9 protein-coding genes are annotated in these 8,311 nt (G+C 63.7%); 5 read left to right on the top strand and 4 right to left on the bottom strand.

The genetic code is table 11. The features are described 5' to 3' along the window. A partial coding sequence (locus tag HP547_RS24685) for an AMP-binding protein (protein ID WP_172287988.1) occupies positions 1 to 1,209 on the bottom strand: 1,209 nt, incomplete at its 3' end. A gap of 157 nt (positions 1,210 to 1,366) precedes the next feature. Beyond that, a complete protein-coding gene (locus tag HP547_RS24690; RefSeq protein WP_172220241.1) occupies positions 1,367 to 1,849 on the bottom strand; it encodes an Lrp/AsnC family transcriptional regulator in 483 nt (160 codons plus the stop codon). Between the two features lie 123 nt (positions 1,850 to 1,972). Here HP547_RS24690 and HP547_RS24695 point away from each other — a divergent pair, with 123 nt between their 5' ends. Together HP547_RS24695 and HP547_RS24700 are read left to right on the top strand one after the other, a co-directional pair. Beyond that, positions 1,973 to 3,004 (top strand): histone deacetylase family protein, encoded by a 1,032-nt coding sequence (locus tag HP547_RS24695; protein ID WP_172220238.1) that lies wholly within the window; start codon positions 1,973 to 1,975, stop codon positions 3,002 to 3,004. Positions 3,005 to 3,091: 87 nt separating this feature from the next. After that, complete coding sequence (locus HP547_RS24700) at positions 3,092 to 4,519, top strand: amino acid permease (protein ID WP_172287991.1); 1,428 nt, start codon at positions 3,092 to 3,094, stop codon at positions 4,517 to 4,519. Between the two features lie 36 nt (positions 4,520 to 4,555). On the opposite strand, the gene catR is transcribed toward HP547_RS24700, so the two are convergent. Beyond that, the gene (gene catR, locus HP547_RS24705; protein ID WP_172287994.1) at positions 4,556 to 5,428 is read right to left on the bottom strand and encodes an HTH-type transcriptional regulator CatR; all 873 of its coding nucleotides are present in this window, start codon (positions 5,426 to 5,428) and stop codon (positions 4,556 to 4,558) included. Between the two features lie 135 nt (positions 5,429 to 5,563). Here catR and HP547_RS24710 point away from each other — a divergent pair, with 135 nt between their 5' ends. From HP547_RS24710 to catA, 3 genes are read left to right on the top strand one after another with little or no spacing between them, the layout of a single operon-like run. Then, entirely contained in the window at positions 5,564 to 6,685 is a 1,122-nt protein-coding gene (locus tag HP547_RS24710) for a muconate cycloisomerase family protein (protein ID WP_172287996.1), read from the top strand. 21 nt (positions 6,686 to 6,706) lie between these two features. Then, complete coding sequence (catC, locus tag HP547_RS24715; RefSeq protein WP_172287999.1) at positions 6,707 to 6,997, top strand: muconolactone Delta-isomerase; 291 nt, start codon at positions 6,707 to 6,709, stop codon at positions 6,995 to 6,997. 43 nt (positions 6,998 to 7,040) lie between these two features. Next, on the top strand, positions 7,041 to 7,976 hold the full coding sequence (catA, locus tag HP547_RS24720) for a catechol 1,2-dioxygenase (protein ID WP_172288001.1): 936 nt from the start codon (positions 7,041 to 7,043) through the stop codon (positions 7,974 to 7,976). Positions 7,977 to 8,078: 102 nt separating this feature from the next. Here catA and HP547_RS24725 read toward each other — a convergent pair. After that, positions 8,079 to 8,311, bottom strand: a 233-nt coding sequence (locus HP547_RS24725) for an FAD-binding protein (RefSeq protein ID WP_218583496.1), incomplete at its 5' end; no start/stop codon positions are given.

An 8,311-nucleotide genomic window follows, 5' to 3' on the forward strand; every position in this document is an offset into this window, starting at 1 on the left:
GTCGCCGGTGCGGTAACAGCGGTCGTCCGGGTTGTCGGTGAACGGGTTGGCAATGAACCTGGCTGCGGTCAACTCCGGGTCGCCCCAGTAGCCATGCGACAGGTAAGGGCTGCGGATCAGGATTTCACCGGTTTCACCCTCGCTGGCCAGTTGCTGGGCCGGGTTGACGATCAGCAACTGGGCATCGGCGATGCCTTTGCCCAAGGGCACCTTGGCAATGTCGGTGGCTGGATCGAGCCTGTGGAAGGCCATTGCTTGCGGTGTTTCGGTGGTGCCATAGAAGTTGACGTTGCTGGCATTCGGCCCGATGGCGCGGACTTGCCGGTACAGCGCCGGGCTGAGCGCATCGCCACCCCAGAACAGCCAACGCAGTTGCTCGAACACCAGGCCATTGAGCCGCGCACCGGTTTCGATCAGCTTGCCCAGCGGCGGGGTCAGGTGGATAACGCTTACGCCGTGCCGGTGAATCCAGCTGGCCAGTTGCGAAGGGTCGGTCAGGGTCGGCTGGGTAGGGCAGGCGATGGTCGCGCCAATCGAAAGGGGCGTGAACACATCGCGGTAGACCGGGTCGTGGCCCAGGCCGGAGAGCAACGAGAAGGTGTCGGCCGGGGTAAAACCGTGCTGGCGTACATGCCAATCGATGAAGTGCACCAGCGGCGCGTGATGGGTGACGATACCCTTGGGCTCGCCGGTGCTGCCCGAAGTAAAGGTGATGTATGCCGGCTGCTCGGGCTCTATCGGCGGCAGCGGGGCTTGCTGGCAGGGGAACGCCTGCAGTGCCTCGGCAGGCCCTTCTGGCACTGCAACGGCAAGGGGGTGGTCGGCGTCGATTGTAGCGTCACCACAACCCAGCACCACGGCCGGTGTCAGGGTGCGGACGATCTGCTGTATGCGCGCGGCGGGGTAGGCGGCATCTGCCACGCTGAACGCCAGCCCGGCGCGCAGGCAGCCGAGCATGGCATAAATCAGGGCGGGGCTGCGGCTGGAGACGATGAGCACACGATCGGCGCTGCTGGCCGCGGTTGCCAGCAGAAAGGCGGCAATGCCCCGGCTGACCTGCTCCAGCTGGGCGTAGCTGCAGGTGGTGTGCTGGGCAATGATGGCGGTGGCATCCGGGCAGCGGCTCGCCTGCTTTAGAAAAGCGTGGAAAATCGGCTTCTCGGCACGGTACTCCAGGCACAGCGTCGGGTTCGGGCGCAGGTCCGGCATGATGGGTGAAGGCTCCGCATGAACGTAGGGGCTGGCTGGTAGCACAACGCTAGTGCAGGGTCGCCGATGGCGCCAATCGCAGTGTCCGCCTTGCGATAGCCGGGGGCGCTGCGCCCCTTTCGCGACGCAAGGCCGCTCCAACATCAGCGTCAGCCTTTCAGGGTACGGGTATCCGCGACACCGCCTTCACTTCGCGCAGGGCCAGGCTCGACTGAATCGAGGCGATGCCCGGCTGGCGGCGCAACACGTCCTCGACAAATCGGCCATAGCTCTCCAGGTCACTTGCCAGCACCGTCAGCACATAGTCGGCCTCACCAGTCACCTTGTGGCACGAGAGCACCTGCGGCAGCTTGAGGATCACCTGCTCGAATTCGTCCGGCGCCTCGGCCGAGTGGTTGCCAAAGCGCACCTGGGCAAACGCCATCACGTCGTAGCCCAGCTTGCGGCGGTCGAGATTGGCCTGGTAGTCCTTGATGATGCCCAGCTCTTCCAGCCGCTTGCGCCGGCGCCAGCAAGGCGTCACGGTCATCGACAGGCGCTCGCCCAAGGCCGCGCTGGACAGGGTGCCGTCTTCCTGCAACAGGCGCAGCAGTTCGCGGTCGGTCTCATCCAGCTGTTCGATAGCAAAGGCTTTGCTCATGAATGCACAATCCAGTGAATGTTTTGCTCAAGCATCCGGTTTGGCTGAGCATAAAGCAAAGCATTTTCAGCACTCTCTCGCGAAAATTGGTTATCCGCCAACCCCTTGGAAAAGGACATTCGCGTGCTCACTGTCTTCAGCAACAACCACCGCTTGCACCATGGCTCGGAACTCAAGGACGGGGCGATCACACCCTCGTTCGAAAACCCCCGGCGAGCCGACACCGTGCTCGCGCGGGTGCAAAGCAGCGGCCTGGGCGATGTGATTGCCGAACAGGCCTTCGACCGCGCCTGTTATGTGGCAGCGCACAGCGAGCGCTATGTAAGCTTTGTGGAAAACGCCTGGAGCGAATGGGCCGCCACCGGCAAGACCCACGATGCCCTGCCGTTGGTGTGGCCGGTACGTGACCTGGCCATTGACCGCGAGCCGGGCTTCATCGACGGCAAGCTGGGCTTCTACGCCATGGACGCCGGGGCGCCGATCACCTCTGGCACCTGGGAGGCGGTGCGCAGCAGCGCCAACGTCGCCCTGACCGGCATGCAACGCATCCTCGACGGCGCCGACAGTGCGTTTGCCCTGTGCCGCCCGCCGGGGCACCATGCCGCCCGCGAATACATGGGTGGTTACTGCTACCTGAACAACGCCGCCATCGCCGCCGAGCGCTGCCTGGGCCAGGGCGCCAAGCGCGTTGCCGTGCTGGATGTGGACTTCCACCACGGCAACGGCACGCAGAACATCTTCTACGATCGCCCTGATGTGTTCTTCGCCTCCCTGCATGGCGACCCGCATGTTTCCTACCCGTACTTCTCCGGCTATGCCCATGAGCGCGGCGCGGGCGCGGGTGAAGGTTTCAACGCCAACTACCCGCTGGGCAAAGGCACGGTCTGGGCGCAGTACCAGCCAGCCCTGCAGGACGCACTCAAGCGCATCGTCGCGCACCAGCCCGAGTTCCTGGTGGTGTCGCTGGGTGTCGACACCTTCGAGGACGACCCGATCAGCCACTTCAAGCTCACCAGCGAAGACTTCCTGCGCATGGGCGCCGAAATCGCCAGCGCCGGTATCCCGACCCTGTTCGTGATGGAAGGCGGCTACATGGTCGATGAAATCGGCATCAATGCCGTGAACACCCTGCAAGGTTTCGAAGCCGCACGCTGACCCGCGCCACACACCGTGGCCAGGCCTTACATGGGCCTGGCCCGGCGCACCACGACTAGCCAGACCAACAATAACAAGAGGTCGCCCATGCAAGACATGTCCGCAAGCCTTGAGCAAAGCAAACCGGCAGAGCCCGCCCGTGACGGGCACCTGCAACGCACGCTGGAAAACCGCCATATCCAGCTGATTTCCATCGGTGGCGCCATCGGCACCGGCCTGTTCATGGGCTCGGGTAAGGTGATAGCGCTGTCCGGCACCTCGATCCTGCTGGTGTATGCCATTCTCGGGTTCTTTGTGTTTTTCGTCATGCGCGCCATGGGCGAACTGCTGTTGTCCGATCTGCGCTTCAAGTCGTTCGCCGACATCGTCGCCCATTACCTGGGCCCGCGTGCCGGCTTTGTGCTGAGCTGGTCGTACTGGCTGAGCTGGAGCGTGGCGGTGGTGGGCGACGTGGTGGTGGTCGCCGGGTTTTTCCAGTACTGGTACCCCGATGCACCGGCCTGGCTGCCGGCGTTCTTCACCCTGTTCGTGTTGCTGGGGCTGAACATGCTGGCGGTGCGCATTTTTGGCGAGGTGGAGTTCTGGTTCGGCATCATCAAGATCGTCGCCATCGTCCTGCTGATCATCACGGCGGCGGTGATGATCGCCACCTCCTATACCTCGCCCAATGGCGTAGTCGCCTCGCTGTCCAACGTGGTTGCGCCCGGTGCGGTGCTGCCGCATGGCATCAGCGGCTTCTTTGCCGGTTTCCAGATTGCCGTGTTCTCCTTTGCTGGCACCGAGTTGATCGGCACCACTGCCGCAGAAGCGAAAAACCCGCATCGCTCGCTGCCCAAGGCCATCAACACCATTCCCCTGCGTATCCTGTTGTTCTACATCCTGGCGCTGGTATGCATCATCAGCGTGGTGTCCTGGGCCGAAGTGCCGGCCAACCGCAGCCCGTTCGTGGAACTGTTCCTGCTGGCCGGCTTCCCGGCAGCGGCTGGCATGATCAACTTCGTGGTGCTGACGTCGGCGGCCTCGTCGGCCAACAGCGGGGTGTATTCGGGTTGCCGGATGCTGTTCGGGCTGGCGGAGCGGCGTAACGCACCGGCCATCTTCGCCCGGCTGTCGAGGCTCAGCGTACCGCTGTACAGCCTGCTGTTTTCGGGAGTGTGCATGCTGATCGGGTTGAGCCTCTTGTTCATCATTCCCGAAGTGATGACCGTGTTCACCTTGATATCGACCGTTTCGGCGATTCTGGTGATTTTTACCTGGTCGATGATCCTGGCAGCTTACATTGCCTACCGCAAACGCAACCCGGCTGCGCACCAGGCCTCGTTGTTCAAGCTGCCGGGCGGGGTGCCGATGGCGGTGACTACCCTGGGCTTCCTCGGCTTTGTGCTGGTGTTGCTGGCGCTGCAGCCGGATACCCGGCTGGCGTTGTGCGTGATGCCGTTGTGGTTTGTGTTTCTGCTGCTGGCTTACCGGCGGCGTACACCTGTCAGCCCTGATGCAATTCACCAAAAATCATGAAATCCCCCAAAGACCCCTGCCACTGGCGGGGTCTGCTCATCCAGCCTGCTGCGCAATCAATGCCAGGCAGCGCTGAACGATCGGGCTCACATCCCCCTTGCGCCGGCTGAGGATGATCGGGCTGACCGCGCCACTGTCCAGCAAGCCTGCATACTCGATATCGGTGCGATGCTGCTGCTGCACCGACGCCGGCACCAGGGTCACGCCCACCCCGACTGCCACCAGGCCGATAGCGGTCTGCAACTCATTGGCCCACTGGCTGACGCGAATGCTCATGCCATGGTGAGCGAACAGCCCCAGCACATGGTCGGCATAGCTGGGCCGGGGGTTGGCAGGGTAGAGGATGAACGCTTCCCCGGCCAGCTGGGCAAGGCTGAGCGGGTTGCCCGCCAACGGGTGCCCCTTGGGCAGTACCGCAACCAATGGGTCTTCGCACAGCACCTGCTGGTGAATGGCCGGGTCGTCGATGCGAATGCGTCCGAAGGCAATGTCGATGCGCCCGCTTTTCAGCGCTTCCACCTGCTGCAAGGTGGTCATCTCGTTAAGGCCCAGCTCCAGCTCGCTGTCCTGGCGCAGCTCGCGGATCAGCTCTGGCAGCACGGCGTACAGGGTCGAAGGGGCAAAGCCGATGCCCAGCCACTGGCGCTGGCCCTGGCCGATGCGGAGAGTGTTGTCGCTGATGTTCTGCAACTGCTGCAGCACGGTGCAGGTCTGCTCATAGAAAAAGCGGCCAGCCTCGGTCAGCCGCAGCGGGCGCTCGCGCACCACCAGCAGCGTGCCGAGCTGGTCCTCGAGCTGGCTGATCTGCCGGCTCAGCGGCGGCTGGGCAATGTGCAGCAACTCGGCGGCGCGGGTGAAGTTCAGGGTTTCGGCCAGAACCTTGAAGTAACGCAGGTGGCGCAGTTCCATCAGACCTCCAGGGTATGGTGGGAGATTCATTTGATATTGGACTGCTGTCAGGGTCTCGCGCAATCCTTGACCAATCAAGTAAATGCACCATTCGGGCCTGCTGCTGGCAGCCCGACCTGACGGGACCTGGCAACAATGACAAGCGCGCTGATTGAACGTATCGAGGCAATTATCGTCGACCTGCCGACCATTCGCCCACACAAACTGGCGATGCACACCATGCAGCAGCAGACCCTGGTGGTATTGCGCGTACGCTGCAGCGATGGCGTGGAAGGCATTGGCGAGGCCACCACCATCGGCGGCCTGGCCTACGGCTACGAAAGCCCCGAAGGTATCAAGGCCAATATCGACGCACACCTGGCCCCCGCGCTGATCGGCCTGCCGGCAGACAACATCAACGCGGCCATGCTCAAGCTGGACAAGCTGGCCAAGGGCAACACCTTTGCCAAGTCGGGTATCGAAAGCGCCTTGCTCGACGCCCAAGGCAAGCGCCTGGGCCTGCCGGTGAGTGAACTGCTGGGCGGGCGCGTGCGCGACAGCCTGGAAGTGGCCTGGACCCTGGCCAGCGGCGACACCGCCCGCGATATCGCCGAAGCCCAGCACATGCTGGAAATTCGCCGCCACCGCGTATTCAAACTGAAGATCGGCGCCAACCCGGTGGAGCAGGACCTCAAGCACGTGGTGGCGATCAAGCGTGAACTGGGCAACAGCGCCAGTGTGCGCGTCGACGTCAACCAGTACTGGGACGAGTCCCAGGCCCTGCGCGCCTGCCAGGTGCTTGGCGACAATGGCATCGACCTGATCGAACAACCGATTTCACGTATCAACCGCGGCGGCCAGGTGCGCCTGAACCAGCGCAGCCCGGCGCCGATCATGGCCGATGAGTCGATCGAAAGCGTCGAAGACGCCTTCAGCCTGGCCGCTGACGGCGCGGCCAGCATCTTTGCCCTGAAAATCGCCAAGAACGGTGGTCCGCGTGCCGTGCTGCGCACCGCCCAAATCGCCGAGGCGGCCGGTATCGCCTTGTATGGCGGGACCATGCTCGAAGGCTCGATCGGCACCCTGGCTTCGGCCCATGCCTTCCTCACCCTGCGCCAGCTGACCTGGGGCACCGAGCTGTTCGGGCCGCTGCTGCTGACCGAAGAAATCGTCAACGAGCCGCCCCAATACCACGACTTCCAGCTGCACATCCCCCGTACCCCAGGCCTGGGCCTGACCCTGGACGAACAGCGCCTGGCGCGCTTCGCCCGCCGCTGATTCAATAGCAAGGAGACAATCATGCTGTTCCACGTGAAGATGACCGTGAAACTGCCGGTCGACATGGACCCGGCCAAGGCCGCCCGGCTCAAGGCCGACGAAAAGGAACTGGCCCAGCGCCTGCAGCGCGAAGGCACCTGGCGACACCTGTGGCGCATCGCCGGCCACTACGCCAACTACAGCGTGCTCGACGTGCCCAGCGTCGAAGCGCTGCACGATACCCTGATGCAGCTGCCGCTGTTCCCGTACATGGACATCGAGGTCGACGGCCTGTGCCGGCACCCCTCGTCGATCCACAGCGACGACCGCTGAGACGCACCTGTCGACCCGACAAGAACAATATGAGGTAAGCGCGATGACCGTGAAAATTTCCCACACTGCCGACATTCAAGCCTTCTTCAACGAAGTGGCTGGCCTGGACCACACCGAAGGCAGCCCGCGTTTCAAGCAGATCATCCTGCGTGTGCTGCAGGACACCGCGCGCCTGGTCGAAGACCTGGAAATCACCGAGGACGAGTTCTGGCAGGCCGTTGATTACCTCAACCGCCTGGGTGGCCGCAACGAAGCCGGCCTGCTGGCCGCCGGCCTGGGCATCGAGCATTTCCTCGACCTGCTGCAGGACGCCAAGGATGCAGAAGCCGGCCTGAGCGGCGGTACCCCACGCACCATCGAGGGCCCGCTGTACGTTGCCGGGGCGCCGCTGGCGCAAGGCGAGGTACGCATGGACGACGGCACCGACCCGGGCGTGGTGATGTTCCTGCAGGGGCAGGTGTTCGATGCCGATGGCAAGCCACTGGCCGGCGCTACCGTTGACCTGTGGCACGCCAATACCCAGGGCACCTATTCGTACTTTGACTCGACCCAGTCCGAGTACAACTTGCGCCGGCGCATCATCACTGACGCCGAAGGCCGCTACCGTGCGCGCTCGATCGTGCCGTCGGGGTATGGCTGCGACCCGCAGGGTCCAACCCAGGAATGCCTGGACCTGCTCGGCCGCCACGGCCAGCGCCCGGCGCATGTGCATTTCTTCATCTCGGCGCCGGGGCACCGCCACCTGACCACGCAGATCAACTTCGCCGGTGACCAGTACCTGTGGGACGACTTTGCCTACGCCACCCGCGACGGACTGATCGGCGACCTGCGCTTTATCGAGGACGCGGCGGCAGCGCATGACCGCGGCGTGCAAGGCGAGCGTTTTGCCGAGCTGGCGTTCGACTTCCATCTGCAGGCAGCCCAGGCGCCGGACGCCGAAGCGCGCAGCCACCGCCCACGTGCGTTGCAGGATGCCTGAACGCTACGGCAGCGCCTGCGTATGACCTGACTGCGAGTTGGTTTTTGCCTGGGCCTTTCCGTGCGGGGAGGGCCTGGGTTTTTTGTCGTCTTGGCTGTACGTTCAGAGCTGTTGTTGCAGCTCCGGCACGGCCTCGAACAGGTCAGCGACCAGACCGTAGTCGGCTACCTGGAAGATCGGCGCTTCTTCGTCCTTGTTGATCGCAACAATCACCTTGGAGTCCTTCATGCCGGCCAGGTGCTGGATCGCGCCGGAGATACCGACGGCGATGTACAGCTGCGGGGCCACGATCTTGCCGGTCTGGCCGACCTGCATATCGTTGGGCACAAAGCCTG

Source organism: Pseudomonas sp. CM27 (genome assembly GCF_013179515.1).
GTDB lineage: Bacteria > Pseudomonadota > Gammaproteobacteria > Pseudomonadales > Pseudomonadaceae > Aquipseudomonas.